General features: G+C 45.4%; 21 protein-coding genes. 4 read left to right on the plus strand and 17 right to left on the minus strand.

Going from position 1 to position 26078, the window contains the following annotated elements; genetic code table 11:
- Positions 1-38: 38 nt before the first annotated feature.
- The 7 genes from lpdA to sdhC all read right to left on the minus strand — a co-directional run bounded on the left by lpdA (position 39) and on the right by sdhC (position 9527).
- Complete coding sequence (lpdA, locus tag AABA11_RS10125) at positions 39-1478, minus strand: dihydrolipoyl dehydrogenase (protein ID WP_265727592.1); 1440 nt, start codon at positions 1476-1478, stop codon at positions 39-41.
- Positions 1479-1566: 88 nt separating this feature from the next.
- The gene (gene odhB, locus AABA11_RS10130) at positions 1567-3072 is read right to left on the minus strand and encodes a 2-oxoglutarate dehydrogenase complex dihydrolipoyllysine-residue succinyltransferase (RefSeq protein WP_338267566.1); all 1506 of its coding nucleotides are present in this window, start codon (positions 3070-3072) and stop codon (positions 1567-1569) included.
- Between the two features lie 33 nt (positions 3073-3105).
- A complete protein-coding gene (locus AABA11_RS10135; RefSeq protein ID WP_265727590.1) occupies positions 3106-5943 on the minus strand; it encodes a 2-oxoglutarate dehydrogenase E1 component in 2838 nt (945 codons plus the stop codon).
- A 372-nt stretch (positions 5944-6315) separates the two neighbouring features.
- Positions 6316-7020: a succinate dehydrogenase iron-sulfur subunit gene (locus tag AABA11_RS10140; protein WP_265727589.1), complete on the minus strand. Its 705-nt coding sequence runs from the start codon at positions 7018-7020 to the stop codon at positions 6316-6318.
- 12 nt (positions 7021-7032) lie between these two features.
- Positions 7033-8805: a succinate dehydrogenase flavoprotein subunit gene (gene sdhA / locus AABA11_RS10145; RefSeq protein WP_338267569.1), complete on the minus strand. Its 1773-nt coding sequence runs from the start codon at positions 8803-8805 to the stop codon at positions 7033-7035.
- Between the two features lie 3 nt (positions 8806-8808).
- Positions 8809-9156: a succinate dehydrogenase, hydrophobic membrane anchor protein gene (gene sdhD, locus AABA11_RS10150; RefSeq protein ID WP_072839974.1), complete on the minus strand. Its 348-nt coding sequence runs from the start codon at positions 9154-9156 to the stop codon at positions 8809-8811.
- Positions 9150-9527 (minus strand): succinate dehydrogenase, cytochrome b556 subunit, encoded by a 378-nt coding sequence (sdhC, locus tag AABA11_RS10155; protein ID WP_110571769.1) that lies wholly within the window; start codon positions 9525-9527, stop codon positions 9150-9152. The genes sdhD and sdhC overlap by 7 nt, the downstream gene beginning before the upstream one ends.
- 570 nt (positions 9528-10097) lie before the next feature.
- Between sdhC and gltA the strand changes: the two genes are divergently transcribed.
- Entirely contained in the window at positions 10098-11378 is a 1281-nt protein-coding gene (gene gltA, locus AABA11_RS10160; RefSeq protein WP_265727588.1) for a citrate synthase, read from the plus strand.
- 110 nt (positions 11379-11488) lie between these two features.
- On the opposite strand, the gene AABA11_RS10165 is transcribed toward gltA, so the two are convergent.
- On the minus strand, positions 11489-11716 hold the full coding sequence (locus AABA11_RS10165) for a hypothetical protein (RefSeq protein WP_338267576.1): 228 nt from the start codon (positions 11714-11716) through the stop codon (positions 11489-11491).
- Positions 11717-12802: a DUF2066 domain-containing protein gene (locus AABA11_RS10170; protein ID WP_338267577.1), complete on the minus strand. Its 1086-nt coding sequence runs from the start codon at positions 12800-12802 to the stop codon at positions 11717-11719.
- A 115-nt stretch (positions 12803-12917) separates the two neighbouring features.
- On the opposite strand from AABA11_RS10170, the gene purM reads away from it, so the two are divergent.
- Genes purM through AABA11_RS10185 form a run of 3 tightly spaced genes read left to right on the plus strand, consistent with a single transcriptional unit; the run spans position 12918 to position 15377 of the window.
- On the plus strand, positions 12918-13976 hold the full coding sequence (purM, locus tag AABA11_RS10175; protein ID WP_265727586.1) for a phosphoribosylformylglycinamidine cyclo-ligase: 1059 nt from the start codon (positions 12918-12920) through the stop codon (positions 13974-13976).
- Entirely contained in the window at positions 13973-14626 is a 654-nt protein-coding gene (purN, locus tag AABA11_RS10180; protein WP_338267579.1) for a phosphoribosylglycinamide formyltransferase, read from the plus strand. The genes purM and purN overlap by 4 nt, the downstream gene beginning before the upstream one ends.
- A 13-nt stretch (positions 14627-14639) precedes the next feature.
- Positions 14640-15377, plus strand: a complete 738-nt coding sequence (locus AABA11_RS10185; protein ID WP_338267581.1) for a DUF3108 domain-containing protein — start codon at positions 14640-14642, stop codon at positions 15375-15377.
- A gap of 1 nt (position 15378) precedes the next feature.
- Here AABA11_RS10185 and mobA read toward each other — a convergent pair whose 3' ends face one another.
- The 8 genes from mobA to AABA11_RS10225 all read right to left on the minus strand — a co-directional run bounded on the left by mobA (position 15379) and on the right by AABA11_RS10225 (position 26058).
- A complete protein-coding gene (mobA, locus tag AABA11_RS10190) occupies positions 15379-15948 on the minus strand; it encodes a molybdenum cofactor guanylyltransferase (RefSeq protein WP_338267582.1) in 570 nt (189 codons plus the stop codon).
- Positions 15949-15972: 24 nt separating this feature from the next.
- Positions 15973-16983 (minus strand): glycosyl transferase family protein, encoded by a 1011-nt coding sequence (locus AABA11_RS10195; RefSeq protein WP_338267583.1) that lies wholly within the window; start codon positions 16981-16983, stop codon positions 15973-15975.
- A complete protein-coding gene (locus AABA11_RS10200; RefSeq protein WP_338267585.1) occupies positions 16980-19664 on the minus strand; it encodes a nitrate reductase in 2685 nt (894 codons plus the stop codon). Before AABA11_RS10200 ends, AABA11_RS10195 begins: the two co-directional genes overlap by 4 nt.
- Before the next feature lie 303 nt (positions 19665-19967).
- Positions 19968-20300, minus strand: coding sequence for a nitrite reductase small subunit NirD (gene nirD, locus AABA11_RS10205; protein ID WP_338267587.1), 333 nt, complete (start codon positions 20298-20300; stop codon positions 19968-19970).
- Between the two features lie 4 nt (positions 20301-20304).
- Positions 20305-22863 (minus strand): nitrite reductase large subunit NirB, encoded by a 2559-nt coding sequence (gene nirB / locus AABA11_RS10210; protein WP_265729981.1) that lies wholly within the window; start codon positions 22861-22863, stop codon positions 20305-20307.
- A gap of 70 nt (positions 22864-22933) precedes the next feature.
- A complete protein-coding gene (locus tag AABA11_RS10215) occupies positions 22934-24163 on the minus strand; it encodes an NAD(P)/FAD-dependent oxidoreductase (RefSeq protein WP_265729982.1) in 1230 nt (409 codons plus the stop codon).
- Between the two features lie 4 nt (positions 24164-24167).
- Positions 24168-25016, minus strand: coding sequence for an ABC transporter ATP-binding protein (locus tag AABA11_RS10220; RefSeq protein ID WP_265729983.1), 849 nt, complete (start codon positions 25014-25016; stop codon positions 24168-24170).
- Between the two features lie 70 nt (positions 25017-25086).
- Positions 25087-26058 carry an ABC transporter permease gene (locus AABA11_RS10225; RefSeq protein ID WP_265729984.1) on the minus strand — a complete coding sequence of 324 codons (972 nt, stop codon included), beginning with the start codon at positions 26056-26058 and terminating at the stop codon, positions 25087-25089.
- Between the last annotated feature and the right edge of the window lie 20 nt (positions 26059-26078).

Consider the following 26078-nt stretch of genomic DNA (forward strand, 5'->3'; position numbering starts at 1 on the left):
GAAATTGCCGGCTCATTGGCCGGCAAATCTAATTTTTATTAACGCTTTTTACGGTTCGCGATGTGGATCGCATGGTTATCTACCGCCAATGCTGCTTCATGCACTGCTTCACTTACTGTTGGGTGAGCAAATACAGTCAAAGCAATATCTTCTGCTGTAGAACCAAATTCCATTGCAATAACCGCTTGTGCGATCAAATCTGCCGCATGACCACCAATAATATGGCAACCAAGAATACGGTCAGTTTCTTCACAAGCAATCATCTTAACGAAACCATCAGTGTCATTAGCGGCCATTGCACGACCAGACGCTGCGAATGGGAATTTACCCACTTTGTACTTAACACCTTCTGCTTTAAGCTCTTGCTCATTTTTACCAACCCAAGCAAGCTCTGGGTGAGTGTAAATAACAGATGGGATGCAATCGTAATTCATTTGTGCTTTATGGCCAGCGATGATATCAGCAACCATCACACCTTCTTCAGATGCTTTGTGTGCCAACATAGGACCACGAACAATATCGCCAATCGCGTAAACACCAGGAACAGAAGTACGGCACTGCTCGTCAACAAAGACAAAACCACGCTCGTCTAGCTTCACGCCAGAATCTTCTGAGAAACAACCTTGAGTGAATGGCTTACGACCTACAGCAACGATCAACTTATCAAACGTTTGCTTTTGTTCTTCGCCTTTAGAATCAAGGTAAGTCACTTCAACTTCTTCACCCTTGATTTCGCTTCCCGTAACACGAGCGCCAAGACGAATGTCTAAATGCTGTTTCTTGAAGATTTTAGCGGCTTCTTTAGCAAGATCTTGGTCGCATAGGCTCAAGAAAGAATCTTGCGCTTCAAGAACAACCACTTCAGAACCCAAACGAGCCCATACAGAACCCAACTCTAGACCGATAACACCTGCACCGATAACGCCAAGACGTTTTGGCACAGCGCGGAAATCAAGGGCACCTTCGTTATCAACGATAATATCGCCAGTGCGAGGAGCTGGTGGGATGTTTACTGGAACAGAACCGGTAGCTAAAATGACGTTTTCAGCTTCGATAACAGTCACGCTGCCATCATGGGCAGTGAATTCCACTTTCTTGTTCGCTAAAACTTTACCGAAACCTTCAAAACTAGTTACACCGTTGGCTTTGAAAAGGCCAGTAATACCACTGGTCAATTGGTCTACGATTTTGTCTTTGCGATTAACCATCGCATCAACGTCCATAGACACATCACCAACGCTAATGCCGTGAATGCCATACGCTTCTTTTGCATCATGGTATTTGTGCGAAGAATCCAACAACGCTTTTGAAGGAATACAGCCAACGTTCAAACAAGTTCCACCTAAGCGAGCCTTGTTGTCTTTGTCTAACCATTTTTCGATACACGCTGTTTTCAGACCTAACTGAGCAGCACGGATTGCAGCCACATAACCACCAGGGCCACCACCAATTACAACAACATCAAATTTATCAGACATAAGATATCCCATTTATCAGTCAAACTAAGCAACGCTGTTTAAAGCGTTGCTTAGTAGTCAATTCATACAAGTAAATTGGTACGAATGTTTAGATTTCAAGTAGAAGACGAGCTGGGTCTTCTAGCAACTCTTTGATTGTCACCAAGAATTGAACCGCTTCTTTACCATCGATCATACGGTGGTCATAAGAAAGAGCCAAATACATCATTGGTTGAATCACAACTTGACCATTTACAGCCATTGGGCGATCTTGGATTTTGTGCATACCCAAAATTGCTGTTTGTGGTGGGTTGATAATCGGCGTAGACATCAATGAACCGAATGTACCACCGTTAGTGATAGTGAATGTACCACCTTGCATGTCATCCATACCTAGCTTGCCATCACGACCGCGAAGTGCGAAATCCATAATAGTAGATTCAATATCAGCAAGACCCATCGCTTCTGTGTTACGAAGCACTGGCACCATCAAACCGCGATCAGTAGACACCGCAACACCAATGTCTTGGTAACCATGGTAAACCATATCGTTGCCATCAATAGAAGCGTTCACTGCTGGGAAGCGTTTAAGTGCTTCAGTCGCCGCTTTCACGAAGAAAGACATAAAGCCTAATTTGGTACCGTTATGTGTCTTCGCAAACAAGTCTTTGTACTTTTTGCGAAGTTCCATGACAGGACCCATGTTTACTTCGTTGTAAGTAGTCAACATAGCGGCTGTTTGCTGAGCTTCTACAAGACGCTTAGCGATGGTTGCACGCAAACGTGTCATTGGTACACGTTTTTCAACTCGACCGTCAGCACCCAATGCTGGCATCGCAGCAGGGGCTGCTTTTGCTGGTGCCGGCGCAGACGCAGGTTTTGCTTTTACAGCGGCATCAACGTCTTCTTTGGTAATACGTCCGCCTTTGCCTGTGCCTTTTACTTGAGCCGCAGTCAAACCCGCTTCAGAAAGTGCTTTACGTGCGGCAGGACCAGCTACACCATCTTCATCAGACTCGGAGGCTGCAGGAGCGGCAACCGCAGCAGGCGCTGCTGCTTCACCAGACGCGCCAACTAAAAAGTTAGCCAATACTTCATCGCTAAGAACCGTGTCACCTTCATTTTTCAAGATGTCACCGATAACACCATCAGCAGGCGCAACCACTTCTAAAACAACTTTATCTGTTTCGATGTCAACAATGTGCTCATCACGGGCACAAGCTTCACCTGGCTGTTTATGCCAAGCTGCAACCGTACCGTCTGCAACAGACTCAGGGAAAGTCGGTGCTTTAATCTGAACGGTTTCTTTTGCTGCTGCAGAAGCAGGAGCGGCAGCAGGAGCTGCGGCTTTTTCAGCTGGTGCTGCAGATGCTGCTGCACCCGATTCAAACACCGCCAACACTTCATCGCTCAATACGATGTCGCCTTCCGCTTTTAAGATTTCTTTCAACACACCATCAGCAGGTGCAACCACTTCTAAGACAACTTTATCTGTCTCGATGTCTACAATGTGCTCATCACGTGCACAGGCTTCACCTGGCTGCTTGTACCAAGTAGCAACGGTGCCGTCTGCTACAGATTCTGGAAAAGTAGGTGCTTTAATTTCAATGCTCATTTTATACCCTTATCTCTCTGACAGGCTATGGTACTAACCAACTAATGCGTCGTTGACCAGCGCTTCTTGTTCTTCAACATGGATTGACATGTAACCCGCTGCTGGTGCAGCAGAAGAAATTCGACCCGCAAAGCGGATTTTCAGTTCTGGGTACAGTTTTTCCAATACACGATTCATACGGTGACGGTTGGCATGCCAAGCACCTTGGTTTTTAGGCTCTTCTTGACACCATACCAAGCTCTCAACATTTTTGTACTGTTCCAATACAGACTCAAGGTCAGCGTATGGGAATGGGTACAACTGCTCCAAGCGAATCACAGCAACATCATCTTTTTCTAGCTCTTCACGACGATTAATCAAGTCGTAGTAAACCTTACCGCTACAAAGAACAATGCGTTTTACTTTATCCGCTGTAACTGTTTCAGATGATTCCGGCAATACTGTTTTAAAGCTTCCTTCCGCCAAGTCTTCTAATGTTGAAATTGCTTGTTTGTGACGCAGCAAACTCTTAGGAGACATAATGATAAGCGGACGACGCATTGGACGAATCGCTTGACGACGAATGATATGGAAGATTTGTGACGGTGTTGTCGGCACACACACTTGAATATTGTATTCGGCACACAGCTGTAAGAAACGCTCAAGTCTTGCAGAAGAGTGCTCTGGGCCCTGACCTTCATAACCGTGAGGCAACAACATAGTCAAACCACATAGGCGGCCCCACTTATGCTCACCACTGGTAATAAATTGGTCAATAACCACCTGCGCACCATTGGCGAAATCACCAAACTGCGCTTCCCAGATTACCAAGCCTTTCGGTGATGTACTTGCATAACCATATTCAAACGCCAATACCGCTTCTTCTGAAAGGTAAGAGTCGTACAGATCCAATGTTGGTTGATCTTCAGACAAATGCTTCAGTGGAATATAAGTACTGCCATCTTTTTGGCTATGAATCACAGCGTGACGATGCGAGAAAGTGCCACGACCAGAATCCTGCCCCGTAATACGAATCGGGTAATCCTGTTCTAATAAGGTAGCAAATGCTAGCGTTTCTGCGTAACCCCAGTTTAGAGGCAAAGCACCCGCTGTCATTTTATCGCGGTCTTGATAAATTTTCTGAACTTGGCGCTGCATCACCACACCATCAGGAATGCTCGTTAACTTTTTAGCAACTTCCTGCAGTTTAGCAAGTGGGTACGTTGTGTCACCCGCATCCGTCCATTCAACGCCAAGATATGGTTTCCAATCAACAAACGCACCTGACTGAGATTCCAGAACAAGGCTCTTAGATACATGACGAGCATTGTCTAGATCTTCACGGTTTTCGTTAACCATTTGATCGGATTTATCTTGAGTAACAACCGACTCAGCAACCAAGCGCTCTGAATATAGAGTACGTGTGGTTTTAAGGTTGTTGATCACACTGTACATTAACGGTTGAGTACCAGAAGGCTCGTCTGTTTCGTTGTGACCACGGCGACGGTAACACACCATATCGATAACAACATCACGACCAAACTCGTAACGGTAATCCAAAGCCAACTGAGTCACAAACAACACAGCTTCTGGGTCATCACCATTTACGTGGAAAATCGGCGCCTGAATAATTTTAGCAACGTCTGTTGCGTATTCAGTAGAACGCGAGTCTTCTTGGCGGTTTGTTGTAAAACCAACTTGGTTGTTAATAACGATGTGAACCGTACCACCTGTGCGATAAGCGCGAGTTTGAGACATCTGGAATGTCTCCATAACCACACCTTGTCCAGCAAAGGCAGCATCACCATGAATGGAGATAGGAACGACTGTCTTACCGGTCGTGTCTTTACGGCGGTCTTGACGAGCACGAACAGACCCTTCCACTACAGGAGATACGATTTCTAAGTGAGACGGGTTAAATGATAGGGCAATATGAACTTCCCCACCCGCCGTCATCACATTTGATGAGAAACCTTGGTGGTATTTAACATCACCAGACGTATTAACAAGTTTTTTACCTTCAAACTCATCAAACAAATCTTTTGGATTCTTACCCAACGTATTAACCAATACGTTTAGACGGCCACGGTGAGCCATACCAATCACGACTTCTTTTGCACCCAGTGCACCAGAACGCTGGATCAGCTCATTGACCATTGGGATTAAGCTCTCGCCACCTTCAAGACCAAAACGTTTTGCACCTGGATAACGACTAGCAAGGTATTTCTCTAGGCCTTCCGCTGCAGTCAAACGCTCTAATAAGCTTTCACGGGTTTCTTGAGAGTATTCTGGGCGAGAACGAACAGACTCTACACGTTGTTGAAGCCACGCTTTTTCTTGCGTATCAACAATGTGCATAAATTCATAACCTATGCTTCCACAGTAGGTTTTTTCAAGTTCAGAGACGATTTCACTTAACTTCAATGACTCTTTATTAAAAAACAAAGAACCAGTGTTAAATGTAGTGTCTAAATCTGCGCCTGTTAATTGATGATAACCAATATCTAAATCAGCTACCTTCTCACGTTTTTGCAATCCAAGTGGATCCAATGTTGCATGCTGATGCCCTCGAACGCGGTAGGCATTAATCAACTGCAAAACACCGATTTGCTTCTGCTCATGATCAGAGCTCGCCACTTGACCTGAAGAAACAGGCATAGAGCGGAACTTATTCTTACCAATTTGCAAAAACTGTTCTTGAATCACGGAATGAGGAAGATCAGTTGACTGCGCTTCGCTTACACGAGGCAATTGATCAAAACATTTACGCCATTCTTCCGACACAGAGTTCGGATCGACGAGGTAGCTTTCAAACAACCCCTCAACATATTCCAGGTTTCCACCTGAAAAATGAGAGGTGCTCCACAGCAACTCCATTAAACTTTCGTGCATTCTCGATCACCCTTATGTTCGAGCCAGCTACCGGGGTCCCGGTATCGATCTATGAAAAAATCGATCATTTTATCAGGCCCGTAAGGCTATTAAAGCCTCGATTTTTTGTTTATTTCCAGCTACTTTCGCCCTTCTACGGTTAATACCAAGCCACTAAAAGCACAACATTAAAATAACATCATACTTTGAATCCATAATCACAGAGTTAGTGACTTCTCTTTGTGCTTCCTTGCCCGTAAAGATCGAATTTTAAATTCTTTTTGTTGCATTCTCTACCTTAGAATATGCAAAAATGGCGGCATTGAAGCAAAGTTCAAGCCGCCGATTCGGGTGGTCACGCTAAATTATCTCTACAGACCACACCAGCTACCATCAGGTCGCTCTTTGTAACAGCATAGTACGAATATTACCAATTGCCTTAGTTGGGTTTAACCCTTTAGGACAAACGTTTACACAGTTCATAATACCGTGACAACGGAATACACTGAACGGATCATCAAGATCACTTAAACGTTCTTGTGTCGCTGTATCACGGCTATCCGCCAAGAAACGATAAGCCTGCAGCAAACCAGATGGACCAACAAACTTATCAGGGTTCCACCAGAAAGACGGACAAGCTGTAGAACAACATGCGCACAAGATACATTCGTAAAGTCCGTCAAGCTTCTCGCGCTCTTCTGGGCTTTGCAAACGTTCAATTGCTGGCGCTGGCGCATCATTAATCAAGAACGGACGAATTTTTTCGTACTGTTTGTAGAACTGTCCCATATCAACAACAAGGTCACGAACAACAGGCAGACCAGGCAATGGACGCAAGACCAATTTCCCTTTCTTAACCGCTTCAGACACTGGAGTGATACAAGCCAAGCCATTTTTACCAGACATGTTCATACCATCAGAACCACACACACCTTCACGGCATGAGCGACGGTATGAAATGCTAGGGTCTTTAGCTTTCAACAAATTCAATACATCAAGTACCATCAGGTCTTTACCTTCTGGTAGCTCAACTTCATAGTCCTGCATGTAAGGAGCGTCGTCCACTTCAGGATTATAGCGATAAATACTAACCAACATTGATATAACTCCTTAGTATGAACGAATCTTAGGTGGAAAAGCTTCCATTGTTTTTGGAGCAAAGTTAACGTCACGTTTAGTTACGTTTTTACCTGCTGGGTGGAACAAAGAATGCTTCAACCAGTTTTCGTCATCACGTTCAGTGAAGTCGTTACGAGCATGCGCGCCACGGCTTTCTTTACGGAATTCCGCTGGAATAGCTGTTGATTCGGCAACTTCTAATAGGTTCTCAAGTTCCAACGCTTCAATACGCGCCGTATTGAATGCCTGGCTCTTATCTTCCAAGTGCAAATTTTCAACTCGAGCACGAATTTCTTTCAATTGAGCCAAGCCTTTTTGCATTGCTTCACCATCACGGAATACACCAAAGTAAAGCTGCATTACACGTTGAAGGTCTGCACGAACAGCCGCAACACTCTCACCACCAGTGGAGTTATTAAGACGATTCAAGCGAACCATGGCTTTTTCAATGTCTGTATCGTTTGCACTTAAAGAGTCAAAACCTTCATCCAAAGATTTCTTAACATGCAAACCGACCGCGCGACCAAAAACAACCAAGTCTAGCAGCGAGTTACCGCCAAGACGGTTTGCACCATGGACAGACACACAAGCCGCTTCACCACAAGCATACAAACCATCGATTACCACGTCTTCACCAGCATCATTCTGCTTCAGAGCTTGACCGCCGATGTTCGTAGGAATACCACCCATCATATAGTGACATGTTGGGATAACTGGGATTGGCTCTTTTACTGGATCAACGTGCGCAAAGGTACGTGAAAGTTCAAGAATACCTGGCAAACGCTTGTTAAGAGTTTCCTCACCCAAGTGATCAAGCTTGAGCAATACATGGTCGCCATCAGGACCACAACCACGGCCTTCAAGAATTTCAAGAACCATAGAACGAGCCACAACGTCACGACCTGCAAGGTCTTTCGCATTAGGCGCATAACGCTCCATGAAACGCTCGCCGTCTTTATTGATCAGGTAACCACCTTCACCACGACAACCTTCCGTTACCAACGTACCCGCACCATAAATGCCTGTTGGGTGGAATTGCCACATTTCCATGTCTTGCATAGGGAAACCAGCACGCAATGCCATACCAACACCATCACCGGTATTGATATGCGCATTGGTTGTAGATTGGAAAATACGACCCGCACCACCAGTCGCAATAACGGTTGCTTTGGCTTTAAGGTAAACGGTTTCACCCGTTTCGATACAAATTGCAATGACACCAACAACAGCATCTTCGCTGTTTTTCACAAGATCCGTAGCGTACCACTCGTTAAAGAAAGTAGTACCGCCTTTAAGGTTGCCTTGATAAAGCGTATGAAGCAAAGCATGTCCGGTACGGTCAGCTGCAGCACAAGTACGAGCAGCCTGCCCGCCTTTACCAAAGTCTTTAGATTGACCACCGAATGGACGCTGATAAATACGGCCTTGCTCTGTACGAGAAAATGGTAAGCCCATATGCTCTAATTCAAATACAGCCTGTGGACCAACAGAACACATGTACTCAATCGCGTCTTGGTCACCAATATAGTCTGACCCTTTTACGGTGTCATACATGTGCCAGCGCCAATCATCATTTGGATCATCACTTGCGATCGCACAGGTGATACCACCTTGCGCAGAAACAGTGTGTGAACGTGTTGGGAATACTTTAGTAACACAAGCCGTATTTAAACCAGATTCTGTTAACTGAAGTGCAGCACGCATACCTGCGCCACCACCACCGATAACAATGGCATCAAAAGAAATAGTACGAATATTTGCCATTACTTATAGCCCCCAAAGAACCTGAACACCCCATACGATGTAAACAAACATTACAAGACCGCATAGAGATTGAAAGAAAAAACGAGCACCTGTTGCTTTAATATAGTCAGTCGAAATAGACCACAAGCCAATCCAAGAATGCATACCGATAGACAAAAGAACCATCAAGCTGAATATGCGCATCCAAGTTGCTTCAAATAAAGCACTCCACTGATCGTATGTAAGATCAGGGTTTAGCAACAAATAACCGATAATAAAAACAGTGTACAAAGACAATACAACAGCAGATACACGCTGCATCATCCAGTCATAAAGGCCAGAGCGACCAAAACTTGTGATTTGAGTTACCATATCCAAACTCCTGCTAACACAATAAGAACGACAGCAATCACAATGTTTGCGATAGCAGCACTACGTCCACTTTCTAATTCTTCAAAGTACCCCATATCCATAAACAAGTGTTTTACACCCGCTACAAAGTGGTACATCAATGCAGAAACAACACCCCAAATCACAAATTTCACAAGGAAATTAGTTTGCAATGCATTCACTACCTGATCAAACCCTTCTTGAGACTCTAAAGAAAGATCGAACGCATAAAACAAGAAAGCCAACCCTACAAAAAGGATGATTCCTGTTACACGGTGAAGGATAGACACGATTGCTGTGACGGGCATTGATATTGTTGAAATATCAAGGTTGACTGGTCTTTTTTTATTCACGACTTTTTACACCATTTTGTATTGATTGAATGGTCAATCACGACCCAATGTCTATACGTGCTATTCTTACAGTTAGATCATAGTATAGCGACGTCATAGGCCTACTTTGAAAATCTCATCGATTTGCAAACAAATGCTTAAAAGCGACTCTCTTTTATTCATTAGCAACAACAAATCAATGAAATCGTCTGAGGCGCAATTATAGACCAGCGAAAAATACTAAGACAAATAGACTGAACATGAGGTTTTCAATGGTCACCATTCATCAAATGAATGTAGCCATAACCTCAAACAATAATGGTATAAAATTACATAAATTTTAGCCTTCAAAAAAACAATTAAATCCATATATTTCAATAAGATAGAACCAATACGCCTTCACCTTAACTTCACTCACCTTCACTGTTTTGTCAGTAAATTACAAAATATCGCACCATAATGTAAAAAGAGTGCAAGTGAACAAGATTGACTTTTATAGTCTAGAGACAGTATTTTTTCCGCACCTTCTGGACTAGATAGAGTCAACCTACGACCTTTTAGCTCAGAACCGGAATACGAAGGAGACCATAAATGGCTGATAAAAAAGCGCTACTCAAAGTGGATGGGATCGATAAAGCTATCGAACTTCCTGTTCTTTCAGGTACTTTAGGCACAGACGTTATAGACGTTCGTAGCTTAGGTGCTAACGGTGTATTCACCTACGATCCAGGATTTATGTCTACCGGCTCTTGTGAATCCTCTATTACTTACATAGATGGCGACGCTGGCATTCTTTTGCACCGAGGCTACCCAATTGCCCAGCTTGCAGAACATTCAGACTATCTAGAAACATGTTACTTGCTGCTTTACGGAGAACTTCCTGATAAAGAGCAAAAAGCAAAGTTCGAAAAAACGGTTGGTAAACACACTATGGTGAACCAATCGATGCACAAATTCATTGAAGGCTTTCGAAATGACGCCCACCCAATGGCGATCATGTGTGGTTTAGTTGGTGCACTGTCTGCTTTCTACCAAGACCACATGGATATCAACAATCCAAAGCATCGTGAAATTGCGGCGTTTCGCTTAATTTCAAAAATGCCGACTTTGGCCTCGATTTGCTACAAATACTCTAAAGATCAGCCTGTTATGTACCCACGTAACGACTTATCTTATGCAGAAAACTTTTTGTACATGATGTTCGCAACCCCTTGTGAAGACTACAAGGTCAACCCAGTGTTTGCTAAAGCAATGGATCGAATCTTTATTCTTCACGCTGATCACGAACAAAACGCGTCTACGTCCACAGTACGTCTAGCGGGTTCGTCTGGCGCGAATCCATTTGCCTGTATTGCTGCTGGTATTGCAACGCTTTGGGGGCCTGCTCATGGCGGCGCAAACGAAGCGGTTTTGACAATGCTTGAAGAGATCGGTGACGTAGAAAACATCGATGAATTCATTGCAAAAGCAAAAGACAAAAACGATCCATTCAGACTAATGGGCTTTGGTCATCGCGTTTATAAAAACTTTGACCCTCGTGCCAAAGTGATGCGCGAAACTTGCGACCAGGTGCTGGCTGAACTAGGCATGTCTAATGACCCGCTGCTTAAAATTGCCAAACGTCTTGAGCAAATTGCCCTAGAAGACCCTTATTTCGTAGAGCGTAAGCTTTATCCTAATGTGGACTTCTACTCAGGCATCATCATGAAAGCAATTGGTATCCCAACCAGTATGTTTACTGTGATTTTTGCTATGTCACGCACCATTGGTTGGATTTCTCATTGGAATGAAATGATCAGTGGACCATACAAAATCGGCCGTCCTCGCCAGTTGTATGTTGGTCAGCCTGAGCGCGACTACCCAACTAAATAAGTAGAGCCTGCTCAGAAAATAAAAAGCCCCGACCATATCTTTCAAATGGCTGGGGCTTCTTTATTTAGCGCATTAAATTTTAGGTAACTAAATCGCTAAGGCCAATAAAACTACTCGTCGTCTTCAACAATTTCAGTAACGGTAGTGTTTCCGCACTTTACACATTCACCCTCAATCCAAATGCGATCTTTCGACTCAAATTCTTTAGGATTTACCATACCAAGATCAATTTCCTGACAGTGATTGCACCACGTTTGCGCCAAAAAATCTTCTTGCTCTTCCGCTGAACGAGCATAGAAATCCCTTGGTACAACCTGCTCTTCTAATAATTCCGTCATCTACTTCACTCCACCATATTGATATGACACAACTCGATTAGCATCTGGGTCTAATGCATTTAACGGCGCATCAATCAGCAACCGACTTAACGAGATACTGTTAAATAATTTTTGCTTGTCGCCGTCAATCTCTACAGAGAACTCCACTTTTTCACCATCAACCTGCACTAACATCACATCACGAACCAAACCAATGCTTTCTAAGTAAGATTGCACTTTGCTCATGATCGCATAATTTGTCACACCAACGACCTGAATATTTAATCGACTTGCGGATCCACCATTGCGAACAGAAGCGTATCGAGACGAAAACACTTTTGCCAAATAAACACTGGCCTGATCGATCACACCTTCAAGTGAATCGCCATGTAAAGAAAAGCGTTCTGTTTCACCATTTTTCAAAAGCACCAACAAATTACCGTCCATTTGGCCTGCGTAGTTACTGACTCGCAAAGCCACAACTGAATCGGTCTGATATCGCTTGCTGGCCGACAATATGCTGTCTTCAAAAAAGCCCCAAACGTCCGACACGGACAAATTCTTTTGATCCACCTCATCAAATAAAGGCGCGTAAACAGGCACCCCCATCACACTGGCTGAATGAGCAAACTGATTCAATGCATCAGAGGGCGCTCTTGATCCCGACAAAGTACGCACACCGTTAGTTTCACTCACCAACCAGACCAAGACAGAAGGACGATTATCCCCCCATACAGAGAGATTGTTTTGAGATAAAAAGCGGTCTATCGACTCCTGATAAAAAGCCACCTTGACTTTTTTCCCGGGGACCAAACCATCTTCAGATGGCAACAATTCACTCAAAGAAGCGACAGAATGCTGGGCAACCCATGTTGACGCACTTTTTTTAGCCTGTGCCAATAACGCACCCGAAATGGCGTTTTTGTCACCTGACACTTTAATCAACACATCTTCAGCAGCCAAACTAAATGCATCATTTAACATTTTGGCTTCCGACTGCGTTGCCGGTAGATTAATTTCAGCACTATAAAGACCCTGAACGGGGACAGCATTGGCCAAAGACGTACAAAAAACACTAATAAGTAATAAAAATATACGAGAATTCATAACCCTTCCTTCGTTTATTTGCCTATTCTACTGTCTTAATTGCAAAGAACCATAGCCCTAATGCGCGACTATGCTAAAATGCCTTTTTTCCTCGTACCATGATAAGGCATAGGCAATGACCAAGTCGGATAAACCCTCCATTAGCTATAAAGACGCAGGCGTAGATATTAACGCAGGCAATCAACTTGTTGAACGTATTAAAGGCGTAAGCAAAAAAACTCGTCGCCCTGAAGTCATGGGTGGTCTGGGTGGATTTGGTGCCTTGACGCGTCTTCCAACAAAATACAAAAACCCTATTCTTGTTTCTGGCACAGACGGTGTTGGTACAAAACTTCGTTTGGCGATGGATCTTAACCAGCACGACACCATTGGTATTGACCTTGTGGCTATGTGCGTCAACGATCTAGTTGTCGCAGGTGCTGAGCCTCTACTTTTCTTAGATTACTACGCAACAGGCAAATTAGATGTTGATGTTGCAGCAAACGTTGTAACGGGTATTGGTGAAGGCTGTTTGCAAGCAGGCTGTGCACTGGTAGGCGGCGAAACAGCAGAAATGCCAGGCATGTACCATGATGGCGATTACGATTTGGCCGGCTTCTGCGTTGGCGTAGTTGAAGAAGATGCCATTATTGACGGCAGCAATGTTAAAGCAGGTGACACCCTTCTTGCACTCGGATCGTCTGGTCCACACTCCAATGGCTACTCGTTGATCCGTAAGATTCTTGAGGTTAGCAACGCCGACTTGAACCAAGACATTGATGGTGTTGCATTAAAAGACGCGTTAATGGAACCTACTCGCATTTATGTAAAATCCATTCTTACGTTAATGGAAACCATTTCTGTGAACGCACTGGCTCACATCACCGGTGGTGGCCTACTTGAAAATATTCCACGTGTTCTACCAGAAGACGCGGCAGCCTACATCGATGCCAACAGCTGGAAACGCCCTGCTGTGTTTGACTGGTTGCAAGATCAAGGAAATGTCGAGCAAGAAGAAATGTACCGCGTATTAAACTGTGGTGTTGGTATGGTACTGTCTATTGATGCCGACAAAGCAGAAGAAGCGCTTGCGATTCTAAAAGCAGAAGGCGAAAACGCTTGGATTATTGGTGACATTCGTCCACGCAATGGCGGTAAAGACGTTGTGATCTCTGATCTAGAGGGCAACGCATGAGTTATCCCATCGTTGTCTTAATTTCTGGCAGCGGTAGCAACTTGCAGGCTTTGATAGATCAAAGCCTGCAAGGACAACTCAATATCGATATCTGCGCAGTCATCAGCAACAAAGCAGAGGCTTATGGCTTAGAACGTGCAAAACTGGCTGGAATCCCCACCCACACGCTGAGCCATAAATCATTTGATAGCCGAGAAGCGTTCGATGCAGAGCTACAAGCACTCATTGATCAATATCAACCAAAGCTGGTTGTTCTCGCTGGTTTTATGCGTATTCTCACTGAAACGTTTGCGAAACATTACGAAGGTAGAATGCTCAACATTCATCCTTCCTTGCTTCCAAAATACAAAGGATTGAATACGCACCAACGTGCTATTGATGCCAACGAAAAAGAGCATGGCGTATCGGTGCATTTTGTGAGTCCAGAACTGGATGCAGGTGCTGTCATTCTTCAAGCAAGTACAGAGATTACAAGCGAAGAAACGGCAGACACACTGGCAACAAAAGTCCATGCACTTGAACACATAATCTATCCACTAGCGGTAAAATGGTTTAGTGAAGAGAGATTAACATTCCATGACGGAAACGCTTTTCTAGATAAAAAACCACTACCCGTAAACGGTGTGCTTTATCAAGAAACTCTAACATGATGTAGGAGAAAGTATGAGACCACATAAAACCCCAACGTGCTTAACGGCTGTTTTTATGGTTCTTTTTATGTGTTATCCCATACTTTCTTTTTCCTCCGAAACAGCATCAAAAGACACCTTTCTTGAGCCCTATTCCGCGGTGTACAGCACTATTTGGAAAAAAGGCATTAGCCTAAAAGTGGAAGGCAAACAAACCTTAACAAAGCAAAATAACGACCAATGGAAGTTTGTCTTTTCAGCGGACAGCATGATTGCTTCCCTCGATGAATCATCCACGTTTCATGTAAAAAACCATCAAATCATCCCTATCAAATACCAATACAGAAGCTCAGCCCTTGGTAAAAAAAGAACCGCAACCCTCACTTTTGATTGGGACAACAACCTTGTTCGGAACGATGTCAAAGACAAACCTTGGAATCTGGCAATCAACCCACAAACACTCGATAAACTCTCAATACAATTGCAAGTAAGACAAGACCTAAAGCTAGGGAAAAGTGAATTCGATTACCAAATTGCCGACGGTGGTTATATTAAGAATTGGCGTTTCAAACGGGACAAAATGGAAACAATCGACACTAAAATCGGCCGACTGTCCGCCATCAAAATCATTCGTACCGATAATCTGGAAAAAGGAAAAAAGACGTCTTTTTGGTTTGTCCCCTCACTCGATTACCTTCTGGTTAAACTTGAGCACAAAGAAGACGGTGAATCTTACCACCTAGACATCGAATCCGTTAAACAGCCACTCTGAATCAACGCAGCAGCTGCTGGGGAGTGTTGACGTTTAACAATTGATCGCTGTACTTCCACTCCACAGATTCACAACCAAAATAATCATAAAACGCCATAACACTGTGGCGATTTCCAGTGCTCAAAAAAACTGACAAAGACGCCCGCGCCGAGGCCACAGGCAGAATGGCATGCAGTGGATGAATACCCAAAGAGTCACTTAAATAATAAATACTTTCTGGGGCGGATATACACACTTGTTGTAACAAGGTAAACGCTTCATGAGTGATACAAGGGGTATCGCAAGGCGATATCAGCAGATGTGACGAATTCGCCGTGTTTAAACACGCCATCAAACCCGATAACGGCCCCATTCCTAGATACGCCTCTTCATCGGCGACAACATCAAAACCCAGTTCACTATATTGCTCATAGTTTCGATTGGCATTCACAAACACATGGTCCGCCACATGTCGCAATGCCTGACCAACCAGCAAAGCCATCGGCGTCCCTTGGTAGTGCATTAGCCCCTTGTCTTGATGGGACATTCTCTCAGCTTTTCCACCCGCCAATATGGCGGCAGACAATGACATTAGCGCCACTTTACCCTCGTTTCTTTAATTAACGCAGTGCAATACCGTTTTGTCACGTCGAGACCAAATATCGTCAGCCAATGCCAAACACTCGTCATGGGAGTCTATCGAAAATAACAACCCAGCAACAGACGCCATTGTTTGACGTACTGCTTGTTCACCGAATTGATCCAATTGATGCCCACACCAATGATCGGTGAGTCGAGACAAATCCAAGCAATCTTTCAGCCGCTTATGTTCCTTTTCCGCTTTCGCCCAAGTCGACCAACTTGCGAGCCCATTTTGCCATTTGCCCAGCGTTACGTCTCGCTCTGGATTCACTTCCGCTTCACCATTTCCTCCTCGGAAAACCAACACAGATTTATCCTCCAACTGCTTGCAAGCAGAAAGATGCAGCAAATCGTACCCGCGATGAAACACACCATGCACACTGTGCTCTGCAAAAAAAGGATTCATCATACGAACCACCGTATTTACTGGTGAGCGCAGCCCCAAAATGTATTTCAAGTCCATCATCGCACCTAACGTGGAGTCTATTTTTTCTAATGGAATATACGCAAAATTTAGGTTGGCCAGCGAGACCTCTACCTCTGCTAGCGATTCACAGAGGTTGATTCCTAATTGAGAAATGGCAAATTCAACGTACATTCGGTCTTCTTCCACAAAGGAATGCCCATGCATCACAATTTTTACCCCTGAGTTTGCCAACGCCAACGCCGCCAATAAAAACCAAGGCAACTCATTGCGTTTTCCAGCATACGCAGGCCAATCCAAATCCACCGATACATTTAATGCCGTTTTTGAAGATAAATAGCGACGTGCCGCCTTAGTGAAGCCCACCGTTTCTTCCACTGTCTCTTCACGAATGCGAATCAGCATCCAGAATGCTCCCGACTGCTCCGGTGCCACAGCACCAGAAAGCATCAAGCTCATCGCATGTTCTGCTTCATCAATCGTTAAGCTCCGGGCGCCTTTTTTTCCTCTTCCCAAGATTTTGACGTATTGAGTAAATTCATTTCCGGTGTAAATCGTCATACTGCTAACTCCGTGTTCAAGGGAATAAACCTTTTTAATTCAGGTAAACAAGATCCACAATTTGTGCCACATTTCAACTTGCCTCCCAACTCATCAACAGAACACACTCCCGACGCAATGGCTTTTTCAATTTGCTTACTGCCTACCTGAAAACAAGAGCAAATAATCTCACCTTTTTCTTCAATATTGGCCGGCGTGCCCACCAAGATGGCCAAGCGATCTTGCATAGACAGTGTGGTATTTATGGCTAATTGCGAAATCAGCCAATCGGCCATAATGGACTCTGGTTGCGGATGCGCATACACCAACAATGACAGCCTTTGATTGACAACTTTCGCCAATCGAATTTGCTGAGTAATGGGGTTCGAATACTCTAACCATTCCGCCACATCATGAGATTGATCAGGCAATTTAAGGTCCATGGCTTTTAACGTCGCTTGCGTTTGTCCCTTCGGCCAAACCACTTCGTAATGATAACCTTGCTCAGAAGGCACTTGGCACCAATACAAGCAATCAGACAAGGTCAACGGTACCGCGGAAATCACCAAGCCGTAGCTGATGTCGGCCACCGCTTCTAGCCTCACTTGAGCGTGTTTGGATTCTGGCTGTCCAGACAAGGGATCCACCACCTGTGGAATAAGATTCGACACCACAGACGCATTGGCAAATTGTTGAGTCCAATGAATTGGCGCAAACACATTGTCTGGTGCAACCGCTCGGCTCAGTTTTGCTTTTAGCAATACCTGCCCTAAAGGGGAAACCAGACGAACCAAGGATTTATCTTCGATACTAAGACGCTTTGCATCTTTTGGATGGATCTCAACATAAGGCTGCGCTGTGTGCTTTGCCAAAGACGCCGCATCACCGGTTCTCGTCATAGTATGCCATTGATCGCGAACCCGACCGGTATTCAGTGTAAATGGCCACGCTGGCGAAGCTTGATGCTGAGGTAAGCTTGGGGAAATGGCAACAAATCGCGCTCGACCGTCAGAGGTAAAAAAGCGCCCGTCTTCGAACATGCGCTTCGTGCCTTCTGGACGCCCTTTAGGTACAGGCCATTGCACAGGCACCAAGGCGTCGTATTCTTCCTGGGTCATTTGGCTAAAATGACCAATATCAAAATCACGTCGACCATTATTCTCAAACGCCGATAAGGCCGCATGCTCATTAAAAATCTCGTGGACATTTCGGTAAGAAAAAGCCGATTGAAACCCCAGACTCTTTGCGACTTCACAAATCGCCCACCAGTCATGCTTCGCCTCGCCTGGCGCTGGCAACAATCCACGCTGACGTGAAATACGTCGCTCTGAATTGGTCACCGTACCGTCTTTTTCACTCCAACCTGTTGCAGGAAACAAAACATCAGCCATCGCAGTGGTATCAGTGTGCGCCTTGCAATCACTGACAATCACCAGTTCACACTTTTCCAGCGCGCGTCGAACTTGAGCCGTATCTGGTAAGCTCACCATTGGGTTGGTGGACATAATCCACACCACTTTCACTTTACCCTCTTCCATCGCTTGGAATAAATCTACGGCTTTTAAGCCATTTTCCGTTGCCATATTGGGCGCTTGCCAAAAGCGCTGCACCAACTCTTGTGCGCCCGGTGTCGCGAAATCCATGTGCGCCGCCAATTGATTCGCCAAACCGCCCACTTCACGTCCACCCATCGCATTGGGTTGTCCAGTAATTGAAAAAGGCCCTGCGCCCTCCACCCCAATTCGACCTGTCGCCAAATGACAATTGATGATCGCGTTGCATTTATCCACGCCAGATGAGGATTGATTTACTCCTTGAGAATAAAACGTCACTGTCTTCGGCGTATCATTCCACCAGCCTACAAGACGATTAAGATCCTGTTCGCTGACGCCACAAAAGGCGGCCGCAGAGGACAACGTGGGGGTTGAAGATTTGGCTTGAGCGAATGCCTCGTCAAATCCATTTGTGTGATTGGCGATAAAACCCTCATCCAAAATACCCGCTTGAGCAGAACACTTTAATAAGTAAGAAAACACCGCGGCGTCACTGCCCGGCTTAATCGCCAAATGCATATCGGCAATATCGCAGGTCGCCGTTTCTCGTGGGTCAATCACCACGATTTTCATCTCAGGGCGCTGTTTTTTCGCGGCCGCTATACGTTGATATAAAATCGGGTGTGTCCACGCCGCGTTTGAACCAACCATAATCAACAGATCACAGCGCTCTAAATCTTCATAGTTACAAGGCACAGTGTCCGAACCAAAAGCCCGCTTGTAACCAACGACAGCGGACGCCATACACAAACGTGAGTTTGTATCCACGTTCGCCGTACCAATAAAACCTTTGGCGAGCTTGTTCGCCACATAATAATCTTCCGTTAAAATTTGGCCTGAAAGATAAAAAGCAAACGCATCAGGACCATGATCTTTCACAACCTGAGCAATTTTATCCGCAACCGTCTCTACTGCTTCATTCCACGATACAGCCTGCCCTGCCACCATGGGTGTTAATAAGCGATCATCCGAACGCAGGGTTTGAGCAAGACTGCTGCCTTTTACGCATAAGCGACCAAAATTAGCAGGGTGCTCCAGATCTCCAGATACAGGCGGAACAATGTCGTCTACTGAGTGTGGAATCGTGACATTAACGCCACACCCAACACCACAATATGGACAAGTTGTTTTTTTGCTGGTTGCCGTCATGGGTCTTCCTCACGCTGCTCACTTTGTTGAAAACAAAAAAAGGCCCAATCACTTTTCTTAGAAAAGTGATTGGGCCTCGTTGCCTTTTGTAATATCTGACTGCTTTATGTGTAAGCCATCGTCGGTTTACGGTGCATCAGTACTCTATACAAAGCAATAAGCAGGCCAAGTTCTAGAAAAAAGGCATTTCCCGCTAACGCCTGCTCTTACTATAGATTCGATGCCACAGTCGGCTCGCCGTATTCACACACAAAAATCAATAACGCACTTAAACAGTGCAAAAAAACCACCAAACGCACTGTTTTAAAGTGAAGCAATATACACACTGCCCCCTTCGAGCTTGGCCTGCCAATGAGGCACACTGAGCTCTTCTTCTAGACACTGCCCCGTCGACAAAACGAAATGCTGTTTATAAAGCGGACTTGCTACAACCCACTCTCCTTGAAGATGTGCAATCAAACCACGCGACAAAACATTTGCTTTACCAACAGGGTCCCAGTTTCCAAGAGCAAAAACCTTGTTGTCCGATTCTGGCACATAAAAAAGCGCCACCTGCTCGCCATTAACCATGGCTGCAACACCGGCATCCACAACCAAATCACTCTGCTTACACACTAATTTCCACGGCATCGTCATCGTATTAACCCACCTTTGCGATTAATTGCTGTTTTTCTAGGTCCGTTGCAGGGCGCATTTGATTGCGCTCTTCCACAAACACTACGTTGCTGTCTTCACCGTCGTAATTCACAAATTGGCGAAAGGTTTTCAACGCTTCTTGGTCTTCTAGTGTGGTTTTCCATTCGCATTGGAAGGTATCAACCACATGCTGCATACGCGCTTCCAACTCGGCACACAGGCCTAGTTTATCGTGAATAACCACGTCTTTTAGATAATCCAAACCACCTTCTAAGCCTTCCATCCAGACGGAAGTACGCTGCAATCGGTCGGCGGTTTTCGTGTAAAACATCAGCACGCGGTCAATGTATTTCACCAAGGTTTCATCGTCCAAATCTTTGGCAAACAAATCACCATGACGGGGCTTCATACCACCATTACCGCACACGTACAAATTCCAACCGCCTTCGGTGGCAATGACCCCAATGTCTTTACTCTGTGCTTCTGCACATTCTCGGGTACAACCCGATACGGCGAATTTAATCTTATGAGGCGAACGCAGCCCCTTATAACGGTTCTCTAAATCAATCGCCATTTTCATACTGTCATTCACGCCGTAACGACACCAAGTGCTGCCAACGCAAGACTTTACGGTACGCAAAGACTTGCCATAGGCCTGACCAGTCTCAAATCCCGCTGCGATTAATTTCCCCCAAATTTCGGGCAACTGTGGCAAAGTAGCACCAAATAAATCAATACGCTGACCGCCGGTTACTTTTGTATAGAGTCCGTATTCTTTGGCCACTTCACCTAGAACGATCAATCGATCGGGCGTAATTTCGCCGCCGGGAATACGCGGAACAATAGAGTAGGTGCCGTCTTTTTGCATGTTGGCAAGGAAACGATCGTTGGTGTCTTGCAAGCTGATGTGCTCTTTTTTCAGCACATAGTCATTCCAAACACTCGCCAAAATGGAGCCGACAGCGGGTTTGCAGATTTCGCAACCGTGCCCTTTACCATGTGTTTTTAACAACTCAGCAAAGCTTTTAATCTCGCCTATTTTGACCAAGTTATACAAATCTTGACGTGTGTACGCAAAGTGCTCACAAATGTCAGTACTGACCTCAACACCCAACGCCAACAATTCATTGTCGACCACCTTTTTCAGCAACGCGGCACAACCACCACACCCGGTTGCCGCTTTGGTGACGCCTTTTACATCGCCAACCGACAACGCACCACAACAAACCGCATCGCTAATGTCTTGTTTAGAAACGTTATGACAACTGCAAATCGACGCCGTTGCGGGCAACGCATCAACTCCCAACCCAACAGGCGCTCCCTCCATTGCAGGCAAAATCAGCGACTGCGCTTGTTCCGGTAAATCAATGGCGTTTAAGTAATACTGTAACAGCGTATCGTAGTAGCTGTTGTCGCCAACCAAAACCGCACCTAATAACTTTTTACCGTCTTCGGACACCACCATTTTGCGGTAGCTCTGGCTCAATTCATCTTGATAAACAAACACTTTACAGCCCTGTGACTGAGCATGAGCATCGCCAACAGAGCCCACATCGCAGCCAAGCAACTTCAATTTCGTGCTCATATCAGCACCAGTAAAGGTCACACTCGCGTTGCCCATTAAATGACCTGCAGCGGCCTTTGCCATCGCGTAACCTGGTGCCACCAAACCAAAAATACGGTTATTCCACAGCGCGCATTCACCGATCGCATAAATGTCTTCATCGCTGGTTTGGCAGTGATTATTGACACTGATGCCACCTCGTTCACCCACGGCCAAACCAGATTGATGCGCCAACGCATCCTGAGGACGAATCCCCGCAGAGAACAAAATCAAATCCGTCTCAAGATGGGAACCATCGGCAAAGTTCATTCGATGAAAAGCCGATTCCCCATCAACAATCTCTTTGGTCGCCGTATCGGTGTACACCTTTACACCAATGCCTTCGATCATCTCTTTAAGAACAGAACCGCCTTTATCGTCTAACTGAACTGGCATAAGACGCGGAGCGAATTCCACGACGCTGGTTTCGAGACCCAAATTTTTCAACGCATTGGCCGCTTCGAGCCCCAACAAACCACCGCCAACGACCGTGCCTCGCGTGACTTCTTTTGCACAAGCACGAATGGCATCCAAATCGTCTAATGTACGATACACAAAAGTATTATCACGTTTATGACCGGGAATGGGTGGAACAAAAGGGTATGAGCCAGTGGCCAGAATCAACTTGTCGTATGATAGTGCCTCACCGTTATGCAACATCAAACGCTTCGCATCGCGATCGATCTCTGTCACCAAACTGTTTGTAAAATAGCGAACGCCATTGTCGGCATACAAAGAGCCGTCCGTCATGGCCAAATCCGCGGCGCCTTTCCCCGTGAAATATTCGCTTAAATGCACTCGGTCATAGGCCAAATACGGCTCTTCACCAAAAACCGTAATATTAAAGGCATCATGCCCACCTTGAGCGATCAGCTGCTCGACACAGTGGTGACCGACCATACCATTGCCGATCACGACTAAATGAGGTTTAGAATTAAGAAAAGACACGGTAGAAGTCATTTTATTCCCCTTGCAATAACTTTTATTGAAGTAACATGCCTAACGGCTAGCAACGTCCGAAACGACCTAATTACGCGACTTTGGGGCAGCAATACGCTTCGCCAAATATCAGCAAATCAAGCATGTCAGAGACATTGGTCTTATTTTGTATTAACTGGAAATACCAGCTCCCATCGGCGACGTTGCCATAAAGAATTGCTCCAACCAGCAAGCCATCATTGACTACCAGTTTGCGGTAATGGTTTACGCTGACATCCTTAAAAAGGAGGCAGCTGTCTCCACTGATGGGCTGAATCCTTCCTACAGAAAAAAGATTCACACCCGACACTTTTAATTTTGTTGGCGTTGGCTCTATAGAAAAAGCCGCTTCCGATCCCGATAAAACACTCAATAACACAGTAATTTGCGTCCAAATCGGCGCGACCAACCCAAAGGTCTGTTGGTTGAACTCACAGCACTCGCCAATCGCAAACACATCCGCGTAAGAGGTTTTCATTTGCTTGTCCACTAAAATAGCGCGATCAACCGCCAGTCCAGCCGTGCTCGCCAAGCTGGTTTCAGGTGAAATCCCCGCCGCCATCACAACCAAGTCAACACCCAGTTGGTCACCATTTTGACAAACCACCTGTTCGACTTGACCGTCGTCAGATTGCACAAAGGACACAGGCGACTCACCCAGTCGAAACGCCACTCCCATCTCTACCAAACGTCGTTGCAGTAATGCGGCGGACTCTTGATCAAGCTGACGATTTAGTAACCAATGAGAACGATGAAATACCGTTACCTTATGTCCGCGTTTCGCCAAACCAACGGCCGCTTCTAACCCCAAAAGGCCACCACCCACCACACAAATAGACTGGTTAGGCTTCATTTGGGTCATGACATTGACGTCATTCCAAGTCCGAAAGCCCATCACGTTGGGCGCATTCGCCCCGTCTATTGGCAAACGACTTGCCCGCGAGCCAGTCGCCAACACCAATTGGTCGTAAGCCACTTGGTGTCCGCTGGATAACATCACGTTTTTTTCAGCCACATCAACACGAACTACTGGGTCATTAGCGACGATTTCGATACCGTCGTCTTGCATTTTTTGCGCATCCACCAGCTTCATATCAGCATCGGCAATATCATTTGCCAGTAAAGACGACAGCAGTATGCGGTTATAACCAACCTGAGCCTCTTCACCGATCAAAATAATATGATATGCATCGCCATACGCGATTTTTGCATCGTGTGCCAATTTACTACCGGCCATACCTGCACCCACAATCACCAGCCGACGTTTCATTGTCTGGTTCATGGTATTACGCCTGCGCAGCCTTGGTGGTAGCAGGCGTGGCTTTGTTTTTAGCCACACTATGAATGGGTTCGACTTTGCGCTGTTTTTCGTACAAAAAAGTCAGCACTTGAGCACGGTAATCCACATATTTTGGGTCATTCGCCAGCGCCAAACGGTCTCTTGGGCGCTCCAAATCTACATGCAAAATTTCACCAATTGTGGCTTCTGGACCATTCGTCATCATCACAATGCGATCTGATAGCAAGACCGCTTCATCCACGTCATGCGTGATCATGATGACGGTGTTGTTTAAATCTTTCTGAATTTCCATCAACGAGTCTTGTAAGTGCGCACGCGTCAGGGCATCAAGCGCGCCGAAAGGTTCATCCATCAACAAGACACTTGGCTCCATGGCCAATGCTCGGGCGATGCCAACACGCTGCTTCATACCACCAGAAATTTCAGCTGGGCGCTTATCGGCCGCATGCGTCATGTGCACCAATTCAAGGTTGTGCATGATCCAATCGTGCATTTCTTTCTTAGATTTTGTTTTGCGAAACACTTGTTTAACAGCCAACTCAACATTCTGATAAGACGTTAACCAAGGCAATAAAGAGTGATTCTGAAACACCACCGCTCTTTCTGGGCCCGGCCCTTTTACCTCTCTGCCGTCCAACAAAATGCCGCCTTCGGTGGCATCATACAAACCCGCCACAATATTCAGTACGGTTGACTTGCCGCAACCAGAGTGACCAATAAGCGAAACAAATTCGCCTTTCTCTATTTTCAAACTAACGTTATCAAGCGCTTTAAACGAGCCTTTTGGCGTTGGAAACTCGATGGAAACATGGCTGATATCTAAATGTGTTGTCATACTTTTCTCCGATTCGCGTATTTTCATTACTCTATTTTTGACAAATGGCCTACTCGCTGAATCCCTTCAACTAACGCAGCACCTGAGTTTTGTCCCAAGAAACAAAACGCTGAATCGCCAACATAACTCGGTCTAATAAATAACCAATAAAGCCAATCATCAACACCGCCACCATAATTCGGCCTAGCGAATTTGAACTGCCATTTTGGAATTCATCCCACACAAATTTCCCTAACCCTGGGTTTTGCGCCAACATTTCTGCCGCAATCAATACCATCCACGCAATGCCAAGCGACAAACGCAAACCGGTAAACATCAACGGAATCGCAGACGGCACTACAATTTTCACCACGTGTGTCATCCAACCAAGACGCAACACTTTTGATACGTTAAGCAAGTCTTTTTCCACCGCAGCCACACCCACCGCGGTGTTAATCAACGTGGGCCACATGCAACACAGAGTCACAGTGAACATGGATGTCAAAAATGACTTTGAAAACATCGGATCATCAGAAACATAACTCGCGCTCACCACCATGGTTACCAAGGGCAACCATGCCAATGGCGACACAGGTTTAAAGACTTGAATTACGGGGTTCAAGGCGCTGTAAACCGACCTGTTAAGGCCTATCAAAATACCGACAGGAATCGCAATCAAACTGGCCAACCCAAAACCTGCTAAAACCGTATACAAGCTGGTAAAAATTTGATCAAAAAACGTTGGTTTACCGGTGTAGTCTCTTATTGTTCCAACATAACTAGGGTCTTTGGCTTGTCTTTGGGCAATACGCTCCTCTTGTCTGGCGTAAAACTTATCCGCCTTGATGCGCTCATTTTGATGCTCAGCCACCAGACTGTTCCATTGTTCATACACCACCACAGGCCCTGGAAACTCTCCCAATGAGGTATGCACACGACTTGCTCCGACTTGCCACAACAAGATGAAAACCAAGATGCCAAAGACAGGCAGCAGCATTCCTTTCACAGAAAATGCGCTGATCTTATCCTTCAAAGACGCCATCGTTATGTTTGAAATCATCATCTTTCTCTCACTCTATTTCT

The sequence above is a fragment of the Marinomonas pontica genome, assembly GCF_036322735.1.
Lineage (GTDB): Bacteria > Pseudomonadota > Gammaproteobacteria > Pseudomonadales > Marinomonadaceae > Marinomonas > Marinomonas pontica.

Bases quoted from the DNA above. Each gene is read 5' to 3' on its own strand.
- sdhA (WP_338267569.1), bottom strand. From the start codon at position 8,805: ATGGCAAATATTCGTACTATTTCTTTTGATGCCATTGTTATCGGTGGT.
- nirD (WP_338267587.1), bottom strand. From the start codon at position 20,300: ATGACGATGCCGTGGAAATTAGTGTGTAAGCAGAGTGATTTGGTTGTG.
- AABA11_RS10165 (WP_338267576.1), bottom strand. From the start codon at position 11,716: ATGACGGAATTATTAGAAGAGCAGGTTGTACCAAGGGATTTCTATGCT.
- AABA11_RS10215 (WP_265729982.1), bottom strand. From the start codon at position 24,163: ATGAACCAGACAATGAAACGTCGGCTGGTGATTGTGGGTGCAGGTATG.
- AABA11_RS10185 (WP_338267581.1), top strand. From the start codon at position 14,640: ATGAGACCACATAAAACCCCAACGTGCTTAACGGCTGTTTTTATGGTT.
- AABA11_RS10220 (WP_265729983.1), bottom strand. From the start codon at position 25,016: ATGACAACACATTTAGATATCAGCCATGTTTCCATCGAGTTTCCAACG.
- purM (WP_265727586.1), top strand. From the start codon at position 12,918: ATGACCAAGTCGGATAAACCCTCCATTAGCTATAAAGACGCAGGCGTA.
- lpdA (WP_265727592.1), bottom strand. From the start codon at position 1,478: ATGTCTGATAAATTTGATGTTGTTGTAATTGGTGGTGGCCCTGGTGGT.
- AABA11_RS10135 (WP_265727590.1), bottom strand. From the start codon at position 5,943: ATGCACGAAAGTTTAATGGAGTTGCTGTGGAGCACCTCTCATTTTTCA.
- AABA11_RS10200 (WP_338267585.1), bottom strand. From the start codon at position 19,664: ATGACGGCAACCAGCAAAAAAACAACTTGTCCATATTGTGGTGTTGGG.
- AABA11_RS10140 (WP_265727589.1), bottom strand. From the start codon at position 7,020: ATGTTGGTTAGTATTTATCGCTATAATCCTGAAGTGGACGACGCTCCT.
- odhB (WP_338267566.1), bottom strand. From the start codon at position 3,072: ATGAGCATTGAAATTAAAGCACCTACTTTTCCAGAATCTGTAGCAGAC.
- mobA (WP_338267582.1), bottom strand. From the start codon at position 15,948: ATGTCATTGTCTGCCGCCATATTGGCGGGTGGAAAAGCTGAGAGAATG.
- purN (WP_338267579.1), top strand. From the start codon at position 13,973: ATGAGTTATCCCATCGTTGTCTTAATTTCTGGCAGCGGTAGCAACTTG.
- gltA (WP_265727588.1), top strand. From the start codon at position 10,098: ATGGCTGATAAAAAAGCGCTACTCAAAGTGGATGGGATCGATAAAGCT.
- AABA11_RS10170 (WP_338267577.1), bottom strand. From the start codon at position 12,802: ATGAATTCTCGTATATTTTTATTACTTATTAGTGTTTTTTGTACGTCT.
- AABA11_RS10225 (WP_265729984.1), bottom strand. From the start codon at position 26,058: ATGATGATTTCAAACATAACGATGGCGTCTTTGAAGGATAAGATCAGC.
- sdhD (WP_072839974.1), bottom strand. From the start codon at position 9,156: ATGGTAACTCAAATCACAAGTTTTGGTCGCTCTGGCCTTTATGACTGG.
- nirB (WP_265729981.1), bottom strand. From the start codon at position 22,863: ATGACTTCTACCGTGTCTTTTCTTAATTCTAAACCTCATTTAGTCGTG.
- AABA11_RS10195 (WP_338267583.1), bottom strand. From the start codon at position 16,983: ATGACGATTTACACCGGAAATGAATTTACTCAATACGTCAAAATCTTG.